This window comes from Acinetobacter courvalinii (genome assembly GCF_014635545.1).
GTDB classification, from domain to species: Bacteria; Pseudomonadota; Gammaproteobacteria; order Pseudomonadales; family Moraxellaceae; genus Acinetobacter; species Acinetobacter courvalinii.
The window spans coordinates 949,140-964,992 of record NZ_BMDA01000001.1; the positions used below are offsets into that span (position 1 = coordinate 949,140).

A 15,853-nucleotide genomic window follows, 5' to 3' on the forward strand; every position below is an offset into this window, starting at 1 on the left:
ATCGAATGGATAGATGACTTCGGTATCTATCCATATCAATGTCGTCTCATTAGGCAAATATGTTTTATGTCTCAACCATTATTTAAAAAAGTTGCATTTATTGGGCTTGGACTGATTGGATCGAGTCTTGCCCGTGTGATTGTGGCAGAACAACTTGCATCTCAAATTGTGGCGTCAACACGCTCAAAAAAAACATTAGAAGATGCCAAGGCACTCGGTCTGATTCAACACGGTTATGCAACGCCAGAAGAAGCAGTTCAGGATGCAGACTTAATTGTTTTAGCCTTGCCTGTGCGTGCAACACAAAAAGTGCTGGAACAGATCAAGCCTTATCTTGCAGACAATGCCATTATTACCGATGTAGGCAGTACCAAAGGCAATGTGGTTGAAGCTGCAAAAGCAGTGTTTGGAGAAAAGCTACCAGCCGGTTTTGTACCGGGTCATCCGATTGCAGGTGCAGAACATACTGGCGTGCATGCGGGTAAAGTTGATTTATTCGTCAATCACAAAGTGATTCTAACGCCACTGCCGACCAGCGCGGAGTGGGCGGTTGAAAAACTGGTTCAACTCTGGTCGGCAGCCAAAGCCGAAGTGATTTGCATGGATGTTGCTAAACACGATGAAGTGTTGGCACATACCAGTCATTTACCGCATTTAATGGCATTCAATCTGGTGGAACAACTGGCAAATCGTGAAGATAATCTAGATATTTTCCGTTATGCAGCCGGTGGTTTTCGGGACTTCTCTCGCATTGCAGCCAGTGATCCGCAGATGTGGCATGACATTTTCTTTGCCAATAAAACCGCAATTTTGAATGCGGTTAATGGCTTTGAACAGCAATTATCCGTTTTAAAGAAATTGATTGAACAGGAAGATTCGCAAGCGTTGATGGGGCTATTGGGCCACGCGCAGGCAGCACGCCAACATTTTAATCATATGTTAGCCAAAAAACCTTTGATGGAGAAAAACAAGGTGACACAGCAATTTAGCATTTTACCGGGAAAGAAAACATTTACAGGTAAATTTACCGTACCGGGTGACAAATCTGTGTCACATCGCTCGATTATGTTTGGTGCGATTGCAGAAGGTACCACCCATGTGACCGGCTTTCTGGAAGGTGAAGATGCACTCGCGACTTTGCAGACATTCCGTGACATGGGGGTGAGCATCGAAGGACCGAAGAATGGTGAAGTCACTATTCATGGTGTGGGCATGCAAGGCTTAAAAGCGCCAGCAAGCGCTTTGTATATGGGTAACTCAGGCACCAGTATGCGTTTGTTATCAGGCATGCTGTCTGCGCAAAAATTTGATTCAGTCATGACGGGTGATGCCTCATTGTCTAAACGCCCAATGGAGCGTATTGCCAAGCCACTTCGTGAAATGGGTGCACTCATCCAGACCACAGGTGAGAAAGGTACGCCACCTGTGAGCATTACCGGCAGTCAGGCACTTAAAGGAATCCAATACGATTTACCGATGGCGTCAGCTCAGGTGAAATCAGGTATTTTATTGGCTGGTTTATGGGCTGAAGGTGAAACGTCGGTGACTGAGCCTGAACCAACCCGTGATCATACTGAACGTATGTTACGTGCCTTTGGTTATGATGTAAAAACTGAAGGCAATAAAATCTCGCTTGTCGGTGGTGGCAAATTAGTGGGTACTGATATTCAGGTGCCTTCGGATATTTCGTCAGCTGCTTTCTTTATGGTCGGTGCTGCGATTACCGAAGGCGCCGATGTGGTGCTGGAAGCGGTTGGGATTAACCCGACGCGTACAGGTGTGATCGAAATCCTCAAGCAAATGGGTGCTGACCTGACGGTTGAGAATGAACGTATCGCAGGTGGTGAGCCGATTGCAGATATTCATATCAAAGGTTCAAGAACCCTGAAAGGCATTCACATGCCAGAAGATCAAGTGCCTTTGGCCATTGATGAATTCCCAGCATTGTTCATTGCTGCTGCATGTGCAGAAGGTCAAACCGTGTTGACGGGTGCTGCTGAGCTTCGTGTCAAAGAATCTGACCGTATTCAGGTGATGGCAGATGGCTTGAAAATCATGGGTATCGACTGCACCCCAACCGAAGATGGCATTATCATCGAAGGTAAAGGTAAGTCTGGGGACTGGTCACCAATCTTTACAGGTGGTGAAATTGAATCACATCATGATCATCGTATTGCCATGAGTTTTAGCATGGCGGGTCTACGTACTTCAGGTGAAATCACCATTCATGGAACCGAAACCGTAGCGACAAGTTTCCCAACCTTTACCGAGCTTGCAAATTCGGCCGGATTGGATTTAAGTGTAGTCAATCAGTAATCTGATTTGAGTAAGGCAGCATTCAGCTCAAGACGGTTGAATGCTGCTTTTTTTATGTGTTTATCGTTAAAAATAATTTGTTAAATGCCTTCACTCAGCGTTTAAATACTTAAAATGATGACTTTGCTGATGTACATATCTAATCGGGTCGAAATTTATCAATTTAACAATACAACTAAGACAATCAGCTAATCGTTTATAGACAATTGTATATATAATAATTCAGAGTATATGCGTTGGATTTGGGTTGTGGTACAGCGCTACAATATAAAAATAGAGGGAATAGCATGAAAACCTTGCAATTTATCGCAGATTGCCCAAAACATGGAGTGGTCGATCATCCACCGAATGAATGCTATATCACGCAAGAATACGTGGCGGCATTGTTGTATAAACAATTAGAACAATATGGCTTCGATGCACAGCATATTCGTCATGAACATGAAAAAATTGAAGTATGTATCGACAATCACCAATTGCCGCTTTCGATTTTATGTTCGCAACAGGATACCGAAGGACATATTCTTTGTGAAATCTCAGCCAATCCACAGCAAGAACAAGCTTGGTTTGAGCGTATTGAGACACAAAGTATTATTCGCCAATTGGCCCAAGCCGTGGAAAATAGCTTAAAAGCAGAACATAGCTTTTCCCAGTTTGTGTGGAAAAGCTAAGACAGTTTTACGAATACAATCTTAAATGAAGTGATTTAACATCAAGACCGTTTAGGTGTATGGTGTATATTGATTTAAACGCTTTATTTGAGAGTATAGGTGCATGATACAGGTCGATTTTTCTAAATTATCTCCGCAAGTGGTTTGGCAACATTTCGAGACCTTATGTACGATTCCTCGACCTTCCAAACATGAACAACAATTAAGACAACATCTAAAAGATTGGGCGGAACAGCGCAACTTGCAAACCTATGTGGATGACATTGGTAATCTAATTATTCGAAAAGCTGCTACAGCAGGTAAAGAGCACGTTGCAGGTGTGATTCTGCAAGGCCATTTAGATATGGTGACTCAGGCAAATCGCGGCACCCAACATGATTTCTTCAAAGATCCCATTCAACCTGTATTAAAAGACGGCTGGCTGATTGCTGAAAATACCACATTGGGTGCCGATAATGGCATTGGAGTTGCACTGGCGTTAGCAGTCCTAGAATCAAATGATATTGCGCACGGTCCGATTGAAGTCCTACTCACTATTGATGAAGAGGCGGGAATGAGCGGTGCCCGTTTACTTGAGACAGGCGTTTTAACTGGACAATGGTTATTTAATATCGATACAGAGGAATGGGGCGAACTCTATCTTGGCTGTGCTGGGAGTATTGACTTAGAAGTAGGACAGCCACTTGAATATGAAACAGCACCCGCTAATTTAATTTATGTAGATGTGCTGGTGTCAGGACTAAAAGGTGGACACTCTGGTGTTGATATTCATCTGGGGCGTGGTAATGCCAATGTCATTCTAGCCCATTTCCTCAATGAGTATTTGGCACAATCCGATGGTCGACTGGTTGAATTTATAGGTGGAACAGCGCGTAATGCCATCCCGCGTGAAGCTGTAGCAACCATTGCTATTCAAGCGGAACAACTGGCAGATTTAGAACAAGCGGTTGCAGCAATACAAGCTGAATGGCAGCAGAAACTGCAGGGTATTGATGATCAGTTGCAAATCACCGCACAGCAAAATACCAATCAGATCAATGAAGTGATTGCGCTGCATCAACAACAAGCTTGGTTAAAAGCATTGGCAACGTGTCCTTATGGCATAGCAGAGTGGAGTAGTGCCTTACCCGGTGTGGTTGAAACCTCGAATAATATTGGTGTGGTCAAACTGACCAAAGATGAGGCTAAAACTTTGATTATGGTTCGTTCGATGGTGAACCAAGAAGCAGTGACATTCGCACATAATATTCAACAGCATTTTGCCAGCTTTGAAATTCAGTCAGATTTAACGCCGTTAGTCTCAGGTTGGACACCGAATCCAGATTCAGCTGCATTGAAATGTCTACAACAAGCTTATCAATCTGCATTTAAGATTGAGCCAAACTTGAAAGTGATTCATGCGGGCTTGGAATGCGGCATTATTGCGGAACATTATCCTGATTTGCAGATGGTATCTTTTGGCCCGGATATTCAGGGTGCGCATGCACCGGGAGAGCGGGTTAAAGTGGATACCGTAGAAAAATGCTGGAAGTTGTTGGTGACGGCTTTGGAGAGTGTAGCTTAATTTAATGTTGTAATCAGATCAGACCAATGATCCTGTCTTGGTCTGATCAATCAATGATAAATATTGTGTTGGTACATGTATTGTTAGCCAAACACCATTTTCTGCCTGATGAAACTCAAAGCCATTTTTATACATTTGTGGTGTGTTAATTAAGAATAGCACAGGCTTACCATAGCGTTGGCCTACATTCAAAGCCGTTTCTTTATTTTCACTTAGATGCACATAATGGCGCTGTCCAGCGATTAGGCCTTGCGTCTGAATTGAATCTATAAATCGACTCGCTGTGCCATGATATAAATATTGTGGTGGCTCAAGCGCAATCATTTGCCGTTGTACCATATTTGTTGAGTGGCCTTGCACAGCCCTGATCATCAAACCATCTTCTGAGATTTGGAAGCGTTTTTTATCATTTTGTTCTACGATGACTTGGAGTAATGCTTCATCTAGAGGAACATTGTGTTGTTGTGCGGCTTCAATAAGCTCAGCAATTTTTGCCCAACCTTCTTGATCAAGTTGAAGCCCAATTTGTTCAGGCTTATGTCGTAATATCAGGCTTAAAAATTTGCTTATTTGAGTATGTTCTTTCATATTTAATATTCACTATTCTACGTTTACTTTGACCTGAAACAGGTTTTGGTTGAGTTCGATAAACTCAATTTCACAATCAATAAATTTTTCAATCATTGTGGCCTGAGTAAGGGTATGTTCGCTAATACATTGTGCGGTAAATTCACCCCCTTGTCCCAATGCCAAAGGTAATAACAACTGATCCGCTAAATACTCATCGACTGAAGCATTAGATTCCAGATATTGCTTCACCTGTTCGGCCAAATGATTGGCAATCTGTTCTGCACTTTTGCGCATTTCACCTAAAGCAGTAAATAGCTGGATATGATGCTGATGTTCAACTTTGACATAGGCCGTATTACCTTGGCTGATGCCGTTTAAATGAAACTGCTGTTGTGTATCCAGTTTTAGTCTTTTATTTAAGGTTGCCAATTCCCGTTGTGCAATTTGCGCCTCTTCGGAAAGGTTGAGTACTGCCGCAAAAGCTTTTGTTGTTTGCAAAGTACCACGATCTAATAAATTTAACTTGTTTCGATGTTGCCAAGGTTGAATCTTGATTTGAATTTCACCAGCACCAATCGGGAAGAAGCCTGCTTTATTTAACTTAAACTCGACCGCTATTCCAAGTTTTTCTAATGCTGGTAAAAAACACTGCTCGATAAAATCTGCCGTAGGCGCAAGCGGGTTGTGTGTGCCACCAGAAATAGTCAACTCACTCGCTTCATTTTGTAATAACAAAGCTGGTAAGAGCGTTTGTAAAACCAGTGTCGTACTTCCTGCCGAACCAATCTGAAATTGGTATTTTCCACTTTGTACATGCTGTGGTGCGAAGAACAAACGCTGGCTATGAAGTTCAGCACCTTGCACATAGGCTTGGCTGATGTGTTGAGATGCCTGTACACAGACCAGATGCTGACGCATTAAGCCTGGTTTTTTACGCCCAGCACGAATGTTGATTAATTCAAATGCCTGACCTGTAATCATCGAAAGGGCAAGGGCGGTTCTTAAAATTTGTCCTCCACCTTCACCTTGTGAACCATCAATCTGGATGGTTGCTGGCATATTTGCCAAAGCTTTATTCACTTCTATTTTCCTTATTTTGTAATTTAATGAACATACTGTCAGTACATGGTAATGCGAAGTAACGTGTGACTTTGCCTTCGGCAAAGTTTTGCTAGGTACATGGTGCTAAGCCTAATCAGTGAAGATTGATGCACGGCTCACATGCTGCCATAGCCGCCTGAATTATTTTCAATCCCTCAGATCGGAGTAACGCAGGATCTTGTACTCGCCCAGTATGCCCAAACTGTGCTTGTGAACTAAATTCACAAAATTTGTTGTTTACTCAACTAAATCAATTTGCCAATTGGCAGCCTGAATCTTGATATTTAAATCGCGTAATTTCGCGCTGATATCATCGGCTTGTTTTTGCAAGCTAGAAACAGGGATAACCTTCTTCCATTTAATCTCACGTGAGCTATAACGATCAGGCTCACGATGGGTATTAGCAATCGCCTCAACCAGAATCTTATGCTGTTCAGCATAACTATCACGCAAGCTTAATAGGGACAGCAGAATTTTGCCATCTTCCAGCTTTGCTTGCGCATTGGTCAAATGAATACGACAAATCAATTGATTGCTTTCTTGGATTAAAGCAAACACCTGTTTGATCAGTTCATTTGGATCTTCGCTCGGTTCATCACCATCTTGTACCAGTACATTGGCGTTGATCCGCTGTTTTAATGAAGCGAGCTTTTTTTGTTGATCGCTTCGAAGTAACAATGCTTCTGCGAGTTTCATCTTTTATTTTCCTAAAAAATTTATTCTTTAATCTGTTGAGCTGGCAAGTAGTAAGCAGCCTTTATTTTGCTCTGGTGAATAAATGGTTAAGCACCAATTACCCCACCATTCTCGGCCAGGTTCAAAATAATCATTCCATTCAGAACTTTCTTCCCGAGCACTACCTGGGTAGCCAACCCAATCATATATTTCACAGTCTTTCTCCGTGAAAAGGCATAGCTGCAAGAATGCTCGGAAGAATGCTGTCCGATGAGACGGGGCAAGGGTTGTGCCATATGGTGGATCAATGATTGCCGCTAACAAGCTCAAAAACCAATTATGTCCAGAAAATAAATCGGGTCTGTCCAAACGATCAAGATTTATAAGGCTGCGATCTAATTGCTCTATCGCTAGTGAGTTCAAGTCTAACGTTTTTTCCAACGCTAAACTTTCACAATTCAATAGCATCTGTTGATGAATAGTCAGCGTATTCAAAGATTCCCTTTGATGTATGACATCAAACAAAAAAACTTCAAATACGGCTTGTATGGCATCAAGATTAGATTGTAATCCTTTGCTCTTCAAATGATCTAAATGGACAAACATATATGCACCTTCTGGTTGTGCTCAGGTATTTAGCCCTTAACACAGACCACTTGTCTTAATGTATACACCACTTCAACCAAATCCTGCTGTGCTTTCATGACATCTTCAATCGGTTTATAAGCCGACGGAATCTCATCAATCACGGCTGCATCTTTGCGACATTCAACACCTTCGGTCTGCGCAATCTGATCTTCTACGGTAAAGCGACGTTTTGCTTCAGCACGGCTCATGACACGACCTGCACCATGCGAACATGAACAGAACGATTCCTGATTTCCAAGCCCACGAACAATAAAAGACTTGGCTCCCATTGAACCAGGGATAATTCCATATTCTCCCAAACGTGCCCGCACAGCGCCTTTACGGGTCACCATCACTTCTTCGCCGTAATGCTGTTCCTTTTCCACGTAATTATGGTGGCAATTCACGGCTTCTAATCGTGCTTGGAACGGTTTTGGGATAATCGTTGCTAAGGCTTTAATGGCAGACTGCATCATGATTTCACGGTTTTTCATGGCGAAGCGTTGTGCCCAACCGACAGCAAACCAATAATCATCAAAATGCTCAGTACCTTCGACTAAATATGCCAAGTCTTTGTTAGGTAAGTTAATAAAATGCTTTTGCATATCTTTACGCGCCAGTTCGATAAAATGATTACCGATGGCATTACCGACACCACGAGAACCTGAGTGCAACATAATCCAGACATGATCATGTTCATCTAAACAGACTTCGACAAAGTGATTTCCGGTACCTAACGTTCCCAACTGCTTGCGGTTGTTGGTATTTTTTAGGCGAGGGTGCTTGGCACAGATCAATTCAAAGTCTGCTACTAAATCAGCCCAGGCCTGATCTACCATTTCAGGTGGAGTTTCCCAAGAACCTTTATCTCGTCCACGTTTGGTCATTCCGTGCGGAATCAAACGTTCCAGCTCAGTACGTAAAGCATATAAATTATCGGGTAAATCAGAGGCAGTTAAGCTGGTACGCGTCGCCATCATCCCGCAGCCGATATCAACACCGACGGCAGCAGGGATGATTGCTCCTTTGGTTGGAATCACGCTTCCGATGGTTGCGCCTAAACCAAAATGAACGTCGGGCATTACGGCCATCCATTTATAAATAAACGGCATTTGTGCGGTTTGTAGTAATTGTTGTTTGGAGTTGTCATCAACAAGCACACCATTGGTCCACATTTTTACTGGCATACTCGTTTCATTTTTTAAAACTTGATAAGCACGTTGTTGCTGTTCTTGTTCAAATTGAGCTTGTTGGTTGATTTGTTCAACGACAGACATTTTCATTTTCCTTTCAAAGCCTGCCTGCCAAGCGTTTGCAGGCAGGTGATATTCACAAGATCCCAATGATATTGTGTGTCTATACTATTGCACTGTCTGTGCCAACTTTTTTAAATTTAATTTTTATAATTAGTAAAACATTGATAAATAATTAAAATAAAATTTTTAAATATCTTTTAAACTGCAATCAAGGCCTAGTTCTAGTAAATTTTTTATATTTATTAAGATATAAAAGTATCCTAAAAGATATAGGTGTTGTTGTGAGTTTTATCTGTCTCCCCACATACTGCAAACTTATTAAGATTTTTCAATTTTTGTAAGTTGGCCTATATCATCTAAGCTAAATTGATCAAAATCATGAGCTAAGTAGAAGTTGCCTTGATAGAATTTTCTAACTTCTTCAGCAATTGCTTGTTGCCCGGCATAGTCCTGATGGCGTGGACTAAAGTGCGTCAAGATCAGATTACTTAGCCCTTGCTGTTGAGCAAATTCAGCAACTCTCTTTGCAGAACTATGCATGGGGCCTGATCCCACTTTATCTAAAACAGCTTGAGTGTAGGTGCTTTCATGAATAAGGAGTTGGACATCTTGGCAGGCTTTTTCCAATAGCTCAGGACGATCATTATCTCCACCCACGATGGCATGTATACGTTGCGTCTGGATTTGAGTGAAATCAGTTGCTTTCAACGTTTGTTGATTAAACTGAATATCTTGACCGTGTTGTAAGTCTCCCCAAGCTTTACCTTTGGGTACGCCGAGTTGAACTAAAGCCTGTGTATCTAGTTTCTTTTGGGTGTAATGCGCAATAATACTAAATGCAAAACTGGGTACGCGGTGACTCAGTGGATGAGCTTGAATCGAGAGTTCATCAGTTAACGATAGAATCTGAGTTGCTTCAGTCACATCGATAAAGTTGAGTGGATAGGGCAAATGTAAATCCGTTAATTGTGCTGTAACCTCAATCCATTGTTGAATTTCTTTGGGTGCAATAATGGTTAAAGGCGCAGTGCGTGCATTCATACCTGCACTGGCCAATAAGCCAACCAATCCATAACAATGATCGCCGTGCGCATGGCTAATACAGATGGCAACTAGGCTTTGCAATGAAAGTTTGGCCTGTTGAATACGATGCTGTGTAGCTTCTCCAGCGTCGACCAAGATCCAGTCTTTATTCTTGCTGTTACGGATGGCTAGGCCAGAGACGTTGCGTGTGAGTGTGGGCACACCAGAAGAGGTGCCTAAAAAAGTAAAATGAAGCATATTGTTGGAATTTTTCATTGAAATGCGTATTGTATATGATAGTCATATATAAAATATTATAGAAATTATGCTGAATGCAAAGAAAACTGTCGTGATTGGCTTTGTCGGCTCTACTTTAGATCAGGGAAAGCGTCCTGACCGCTGGCAACGCTGGCGTCCAACCTTGAGCCTTCTGATGCATGAAGATCTGATGGTAGATGAACTGGTACTGTTGCATGATCGGCAACACCATAATCTAGTTAAATTTATTGCTGAAGATGCCCAGCAGCTATCACCATCGACCACTGTCTCAGGCCAGCGTGTCAGTATTCGTGATCCTTGGGATTTTGCCGAGGTCTATGGTGCGCTGTATGACTTTGTGAAAAGTTATCCCTTTGATACGGAAAATAATAACTATCTTTTGCATATCACCACAGGTACTCATGTTGCGCAAATCTGTTGGTATCTATTGGTCGATGCCAATTACCTACCTGCCAAGCTGATTCAAAGTGCACCCAACCAACAAAAAACGCCAGAAGGTGAATACCGCGTCATTGATCTGGACTTGTCACGTTATGATGTGCTCAAGCAACGTTTTGAAGATGAACAGCAACAAAACTGGCAACAGTTAAAAGCCAATATTTCAACCTATAACCACGAATTTAATCAATTGATCACGGAAGTTGAGTTGGTGGCGACACGTTCGAGTGCACCGATTTTGATTATGGGTGCCACAGGTGTAGGTAAATCGCATTTAGCCAAACAAATCTTTCAGTTAAAGAAAGACAAGTTTCATTTGAGTGGGCGTTTTATTGATGTGAACTGTGCGACGCTTCGTGGTGATAGTGCCATGTCGAGTTTGTTTGGGCATATCAAGGGGGCATTTACAGGTGCAGCGGCTTCACGAACAGGTTTATTAAAAAGTGCTGATCAGGGTATTTTATTTCTGGATGAAATTGGTGAGCTTGGGCTAGATGAGCAAGCAATGTTGCTTAAGGCACTCGAAGATAAATCTTTCTTTCCTGTTGGAAGTGATAAAGAGGTTCAGGCCGATTTTCAACTGATTGCAGGGACAAATAAAGACCTGAGAGCCGAAGTGCAAGCGGGGCATTTCCGTGAGGATCTATGGGCACGATTGAATACCTGGACTTTCTTTTTACCGAATCTTAAAGATCGAATTGAAGATATTGCCCCGAATGTTGAGTTTGAGTTGCAGCGTTTTGCAGCGAATCATCAACGTCAATTGCGTTTTCAACGTGATGCACTTGATGTGTATTTGAAATTTGCCAAGTCTAAAGAAGCATCGTGGCAGGGGAATTTCCGGGATTTAACCGCCAGTGTGACCCGATTAGCGACATTATCCAGTGGTGAGTTGATCCGTTCGGAAACGGTGGAAAAAGAGATTCAGCGTTTAAAGCAACTGTGGTCGATTCAAACCACACAAAACCAATCTAAAGATATCGATATTCTCCTCAAATATTTAGATCAAACCCAGTTGAGCGAGATTGATGAGTTTGATCAGATTCAACTGCGTGGCGTGCTGCAAGTCTGTGAACATGCCAAATCGATGGCAGATGCTGGACGCCAACTGTTTGCTGCTTCACGCCAGCAACGTAACACCACCAATGACAGCGACCGGGTCAAAAAGTATTTGGCCCGGTTTGGCTTGAGTTGGCGTGATTTTCAGTAATCATTCAGTTGGATGATCTTTCTTTATTTTGGATTGGTTGGGTAGAAACTCTAAGTTCCAAAGTTTTTCGGCATATCGGCCAATCCACCAGAAAGATGCAGCGAGCAAGATAAAGAAAATGGCTTTGTGCATGCCATTCCAGAAGAACTCAAAATACTTGGTGTAGAGGTTAATAAATAGGAAAGTGATACCAAAACCGCGTGAGGTGGCATCATCATGTTTTAAACCATAAACAATCGCGATGATGGCAATAAAGGCAAATAAAACGCCCCAATGTAGTAACTCGTATTGTTTAACGTTATACCAGCTACCTAAGTCACCATAATTGCCAAAAATCGAGAGAATCCATAAGGCAATAAACAGATAAAGCAGTCCCATGACATAAGTTGGATGGGCGAAGTCTCTAAAATATGCATAGCGTTTAAACAGCAGGCTTAAGCCAATCAAGGCACCGCCAAAAAATACAAAGCGTAACGGGAAGTTCATGCCTAGATAATAGGCACCCCAACCTGACATATAGCCAGTTTCTGTCCCAAACCATGAGCCGAGTGCAAGCAGCGAGAACACCCAGATCAGTTTTGAGGGGAACCAGAACGCAAGTGCTGCATAAATAAGAGTGGAGAGTAGAAATAACAAAGAAAAATGACCACTGCCTGTATCAATCGCTTGTCCGAAATAGGCGACGGACGCTGCGGTAGATAGCACGCCTGCGAAAATAATCGCTTCATTGCTAAATTGATGCTGGGGTTTGGTTCTACGTCGACGATAGGCAAAGCCATAAAAGCCGGCCGCCACCACAGCAAAAATCAGACATGGGATAATCTTGGAATCGATAAAGATTTTTTCAATCAGCTCCATCAAGAACTGATCGGCAGTCACTGCAGCGATGGCAATCACGGCACAAATCATTGCAATCCAGAATGAGTATTTTGCCATTCGTTCCCAGTCAAATGGACGAATCGAAAAGCTATGCTTTAACTTATTGGCCACATCGGGCGTAATCGTGCCTTGTTGCTGCCATTGTTCAATGGTTTGTTTTAAAAAAAGTCCCTGTTTTTTATTGAATTTCATTATTAAAGAACCCCATGTCTGTACATCTCTACTGATATAACAGACATTGGATTCAAAACACGTATATTTTTCTTAGTAATTTGTTGTTAAGTCTACAGTTTTAAAAAACGGGCAATGACTTGACGCAATTGTTTTAGATAACCTGTAAAGAAATGGTTGGCGCCTGGGAGAATCGTGATCGGATGTTTTTGTGGTTTTGCCCACGCGATCATATCTGAGAGGAGGGTAATATCATCTTGCTCGCCATGAACAAACAGGATATCGCCGTCGATAGCCGGGGTCTTGTAATGACGTAAATCGACGACCGAACCCGTAGGTAAGCCACATAACACCAGTTGTTTGGGACGTAATTCTTCGCTGAGTTGGGCTTGGCATTTTGCCAATACGTGAGAACCGAAGCTGAAACCACCTGCATAGAAGGTTAAACCTGCATGTTTTGCACGTGCATATTCAATTACAGCCATAATGTCATCCGTTTCGCCGTGTCCCTGATCATGGGTACCTTCACTGCCAGCTAAACCACGGAAGCTAGGACGATACACGACACAGCCCATTTCATTAAAAATCTGAGCCAGCAGTACAGGGACTTTATGATTTGGTGTTCCACCTTGCAAGGGATGTGGATGGCAGACCACAGCAAAACCTGTGACTTCACCTTGAGGTTGATCGACAAACATTTCAATTTGACCAACAGGACCCTGGATGAATAATTGCTCAGACATAAGATACGCAATGGATAATGGAAGAATCCACTATTTTACCGATAATGAAGAATGAAAACACGAATTGGCATTAAAAATTATCAACTGTTATAGTTTCATCAAGTTAAATTTATTTTTTGATTGATTATGCTTGCTTTAATTTCTCCAGCGAAAACACTTGATTACACAACGGCTTTACCTACGGATACATATACTCAGCCACGTTTATTAGAACAATCACAGCAGTTGATTGATGTATGTCGCAAGCTTTCTGCGAGTGAAATCGCATCGTTGATGACCGTGAGCGAGAAAATTGCCACCTTGAATGTAGAACGTTTCCGTGACTGGAATGCAGATTTTGATTTTTCCAATGCACGTCAAGCCTTGTTTGCATTTAAAGGCGATGTGTATACCGGTTTAGATGCTTATCACTTAAACGATCAGGATATTGATTTTGCACAGCAGCATTTGCGTATGTTGTCTGGCCTTTATGGATTATTGCGTCCATTGGATTTGATGATGCCGTACCGTTTGGAAATGGGAACTAAACTAAAAAATAGCCGTGGTCATAATTTATATGAATTCTGGGGCAGTATTATCACTGATCAAATTAACTGGGATTTAGCTGAAATTGATGCAAAAGTATTGGTAAATTTGGCCTCTGATGAATATTATAAATCTGTGAATGAAAAGAAAATTCAGGCAGAAATCATCAAGCCTGTATTCTTGGATCAGAAAAACGGAAAATATAAAGTCATTAGTTTCTATGCGAAAAAAGCGCGTGGGCTAATGGCGAGATACTTGATTGAAAATAAATTAAGCCAAGTAGAACAATTAAAAGCATTTGATAGTGAAGGGTATTACTTTGATGCTGAAAGTTCATCGGATAAAGAATTGGTCTTTAAACGAGATGAACAGCACGCAGCTTAGTTTTACCCTAGGCAGGGTGGGATGTTAACCAAACAACATTTATTAAAATACGCGATATCGTCTGATCAAGTCCGAATCAAAGGGCATCTAACAGAACCTCGGAGTTATGGGGTGTATGCATTGCCTTTAGATACGGATGGCACTCGACGGTTCCGGTTTGGTAATCATCCTGTCCGTCAACAGGAACTGAAACATGAGTTTGGTTCCTGTACCTTGTACCAGCTTTTTCTGGAGCGTAAAGATGCTGAATCCTTGGCAAAGTGGCTGAATAAAGCAATTCAATGAGGATGAGCAATGCAGCAATATTTAAGCTTATTAGAAAAATCATGGTTTGAGCTGCATCGGCATTATCATTTCTCTGAACCGCAGAAAATTTTTAACAAGTTGATTGCCGCCTATAGTGAAAAACAGCGGGCTTATCATACGCTGCAACATTTGTATGAATGTCTGGTTTTACTTGATTCAATTCGACCTGATTTAAAAGATGCTTATTCAGTTGAGTTAGCACTCTGGTTTCATGATGCGATCTATGATCCGCAAGCAAAAGATAATGAGCTGAAAAGTGCAGAGCTATTTGAACAGTATTTGGCTCAAGATTTATCAATTGATATCGTTCAGAAGATAAAGCAATGGATTGTTGCCACGCAAAAGCACGAATCGACGAATGAGTTGGATTTGCAATTTTTACTGGATATTGATTTGGCGATTTTAGCAGCTTCGCCAGAGCGTTTTGAAGAATATGAACAGCAGATTAAGCAGGAATATGCTTGGGTAGATCCAGATATTTATTTGATTAAAAGAAAACAGTTCTCGAACATTTTTATCAAGTGGAACCGTTGTATCAAACGGAATATTTTCAACAGAATTTTGAGCAAAGGGCGAGAAAGAATTTGAGGAAGGTTATTTGAAATTAGATCGCTATTTAATAATGATATTCTGAATAAATAATTAAAGTTAAGGATATATCTAATCTGAAATTTTATTGAATATATGTTATTGCATATTTTTCTTGGTTTTCGTAGATTTTTAATTCAATCACTCCATCTTTTAGATTTCCTTTTATATAGAAATGATAGTAATAATATGGGGTATGTTCTTGACTATCTCCAGAATACCAGCCAGATTTTCTTAGTCTATAATTTTCTATTGTTCCATATTTTTTATATAATTCAGGATCTTGTTGAAATATTTGGGCAATATGTTTCTCATTTTTCTTGAAATCCCTATTTGTCATATACGTAGAAAAGAATGCTAAGCAAATTGCGAACACTAAAAATGTTAGAATTTTTTTTATATTTAACTTCATTTTATACTCTTGGATATCAGCATTGAATAAGAAGAAAGAGTTTAATATTTATTTGGCAATAAATTTTAGCTAATGCGCTAATTTCACTAGCGTTAAGATGAAAAAATTTAGTCAT

The 15,853-nt window shown here is 41.3% G+C and carries 15 protein-coding genes and 1 pseudogene; 7 read left to right on the forward strand and 9 right to left on the reverse strand.

The genetic code is table 11. The features are described 5' to 3' along the window. The first annotated feature begins 66 nt into the window (after positions 1-66). From IEV39_RS04165 to IEV39_RS04175, 3 genes are all read left to right on the forward strand, one after another. Complete coding sequence (locus tag IEV39_RS04165; protein ID WP_005286349.1) at positions 67-2,316, forward strand: bifunctional prephenate dehydrogenase/3-phosphoshikimate 1-carboxyvinyltransferase; 2,250 nt, start codon at positions 67-69, stop codon at positions 2,314-2,316. Between the two features lie 287 nt (positions 2,317-2,603). Next, positions 2,604-2,987: a hypothetical protein gene (locus tag IEV39_RS04170; protein WP_005286345.1), complete on the forward strand. Its 384-nt coding sequence runs from the start codon at positions 2,604-2,606 to the stop codon at positions 2,985-2,987. Between the two features lie 103 nt (positions 2,988-3,090). Then, complete coding sequence (locus IEV39_RS04175) at positions 3,091-4,551, forward strand: aminoacyl-histidine dipeptidase (protein ID WP_005286342.1); 1,461 nt, start codon at positions 3,091-3,093, stop codon at positions 4,549-4,551. A gap of 18 nt (positions 4,552-4,569) precedes the next feature. Here the strand turns inward: IEV39_RS04175 and IEV39_RS04180 are convergent, their stop codons facing one another. The 6 genes from IEV39_RS04180 to IEV39_RS04205 form a co-directional block, all read right to left on the reverse strand. Next, positions 4,570-5,139, reverse strand: a complete 570-nt coding sequence (locus IEV39_RS04180; protein ID WP_005286340.1) for an RNA 2'-phosphotransferase — start codon at positions 5,137-5,139, stop codon at positions 4,570-4,572. A gap of 12 nt (positions 5,140-5,151) precedes the next feature. Continuing rightward, the gene (gene rtcA / locus IEV39_RS04185) at positions 5,152-6,201 is read right to left on the reverse strand and encodes an RNA 3'-terminal phosphate cyclase (RefSeq protein ID WP_005286337.1); all 1,050 of its coding nucleotides are present in this window, start codon (positions 6,199-6,201) and stop codon (positions 5,152-5,154) included. Between the two features lie 258 nt (positions 6,202-6,459). Next, positions 6,460-6,918 carry a DIP1984 family protein gene (locus tag IEV39_RS04190; RefSeq protein ID WP_005286334.1) on the reverse strand — a complete coding sequence of 153 codons (459 nt, stop codon included), beginning with the start codon at positions 6,916-6,918 and terminating at the stop codon, positions 6,460-6,462. A gap of 27 nt (positions 6,919-6,945) precedes the next feature. Further along, positions 6,946-7,503 (reverse strand): hypothetical protein, encoded by a 558-nt coding sequence (locus tag IEV39_RS04195; RefSeq protein ID WP_005286331.1) that lies wholly within the window; start codon positions 7,501-7,503, stop codon positions 6,946-6,948. A 29-nt stretch (positions 7,504-7,532) separates the two neighbouring features. After that, positions 7,533-8,801 carry an RtcB family protein gene (locus IEV39_RS04200; protein WP_005286329.1) on the reverse strand — a complete coding sequence of 423 codons (1,269 nt, stop codon included), beginning with the start codon at positions 8,799-8,801 and terminating at the stop codon, positions 7,533-7,535. Positions 8,802-9,098: 297 nt separating this feature from the next. Beyond that, complete coding sequence (locus IEV39_RS04205) at positions 9,099-10,061, reverse strand: ribonuclease Z (RefSeq protein WP_032883163.1); 963 nt, start codon at positions 10,059-10,061, stop codon at positions 9,099-9,101. Between the two features lie 67 nt (positions 10,062-10,128). Here IEV39_RS04205 and rtcR point away from each other — a divergent pair, with 67 nt between their 5' ends. After that, on the forward strand, positions 10,129-11,730 hold the full coding sequence (gene rtcR / locus IEV39_RS04210) for an RNA repair transcriptional activator RtcR (RefSeq protein WP_005286322.1): 1,602 nt from the start codon (positions 10,129-10,131) through the stop codon (positions 11,728-11,730). Here rtcR and IEV39_RS04215 read toward each other — a convergent pair whose 3' ends face one another. Both IEV39_RS04215 and IEV39_RS04220 read right to left on the reverse strand, forming a co-directional pair. Continuing rightward, a complete protein-coding gene (locus IEV39_RS04215; RefSeq protein WP_005286319.1) occupies positions 11,731-12,801 on the reverse strand; it encodes a DUF2157 domain-containing protein in 1,071 nt (356 codons plus the stop codon). Positions 12,802-12,893: 92 nt separating this feature from the next. Beyond that, entirely contained in the window at positions 12,894-13,523 is a 630-nt protein-coding gene (locus IEV39_RS04220; RefSeq protein WP_005230875.1) for an alpha/beta hydrolase, read from the reverse strand. Positions 13,524-13,649: 126 nt separating this feature from the next. On the opposite strand from IEV39_RS04220, the gene yaaA reads away from it, so the two are divergent. The 3 genes and pseudogenes from yaaA (at position 13,650) to IEV39_RS04235 (ending at position 15,340) form a co-directional block, all read left to right on the forward strand. Continuing rightward, on the forward strand, positions 13,650-14,432 hold the full coding sequence (gene yaaA / locus IEV39_RS04225) for a peroxide stress protein YaaA (protein ID WP_005286317.1): 783 nt from the start codon (positions 13,650-13,652) through the stop codon (positions 14,430-14,432). Positions 14,433-14,453: 21 nt separating this feature from the next. After that, the gene (locus IEV39_RS04230) at positions 14,454-14,717 is read left to right on the forward strand and encodes a hypothetical protein (protein ID WP_005286314.1); all 264 of its coding nucleotides are present in this window, start codon (positions 14,454-14,456) and stop codon (positions 14,715-14,717) included. 9 nt (positions 14,718-14,726) lie between these two features. After that, positions 14,727-15,340, forward strand: a pseudogene (locus IEV39_RS04235) (HD domain-containing protein). 71 nt (positions 15,341-15,411) lie between these two features. Here IEV39_RS04235 and IEV39_RS04240 read toward each other — a convergent pair. Next, on the reverse strand, positions 15,412-15,738 hold the full coding sequence (locus IEV39_RS04240) for a hypothetical protein (protein ID WP_005286306.1): 327 nt from the start codon (positions 15,736-15,738) through the stop codon (positions 15,412-15,414). Positions 15,739-15,853 lie beyond the last annotated feature (115 nt).